Annotated in this window: 1 protein-coding gene; it reads left to right on the plus strand. The window is 32.8% G+C overall.

Going from position 1 to position 769, the window contains the following annotated elements:
* Positions 1-593 (plus strand): TauD/TfdA family dioxygenase (locus ACFIKE_RS11955; protein ID WP_375650174.1); only part of this gene is annotated, 593 nt, incomplete at its 5' end.
* Between the last annotated feature and the right edge of the window lie 176 nt (positions 594-769).

Genomic DNA, 769 nt, shown 5'->3' on the forward strand with positions numbered 1-769 from the left:
AATTAGGATCTGAAGTTGAGTTAGATTTTCATACAGAAAATGCTGCACTAAAATTTATAAAAGGTTTAAATTTATCTCCTAAAGGGATACTTTTAACTGGTGTTCGCAATGATGTTGATGGTCCGTTAACGAGAATATCTGATGCACGTCTAGCTTTAAAACTTTTAAGTGAAGAGGATTTGAGGAGTTTAAGGGATAATTTATATATAATTAATGTTCCCTATAGATGGAGAAAAAATGGGGTAACCTCTACAAGTAAAGTGCCCCTCGTTCAAGGGGACGGTGAATTCCCAGATATCAGCGCTGTTTTTTATCTAGGCATGTTAGGGACACAGTCAAAAAAAGCCAAGGAAGCTTTAGATCATTTTTATGAAGCTATTAAGGCTGTATCTTTTGGAATTGATGTACAAAAAGGAAGATTATTATACGATGACAACAGAATGGCCCTACACTCTAGAGATAAATTCTTTGGATCATTTGATAGTTATAAAAATCCAATGCGATGGATTCAAAGAGTGTTTGTGTCTGCAGATTTATGGAATCATAGATATATAGAACAAATAAAAGAAAGAGTATTTAATTTTCAATGTTAATATTCTGATAATGATATGATGTTGAGTATTATTCCGGTTTATATATATATATATTGACGATACATCTCATATGTATAGGTTTCTCCCGCATAATCAGGTGAAGTTACTACCTGATTATAAGCTATGGTGGACAATTGATTTTCTATGGCTGCGTTTGATCTTTGTTATTTTTGCTC

It is taken from the genome of Bartonella sp. MU70NMGDW, from assembly GCF_042194085.1.
GTDB classification, from domain to species: Bacteria; Pseudomonadota; Alphaproteobacteria; order Rhizobiales; family Rhizobiaceae; genus Bartonella; species Bartonella grahamii.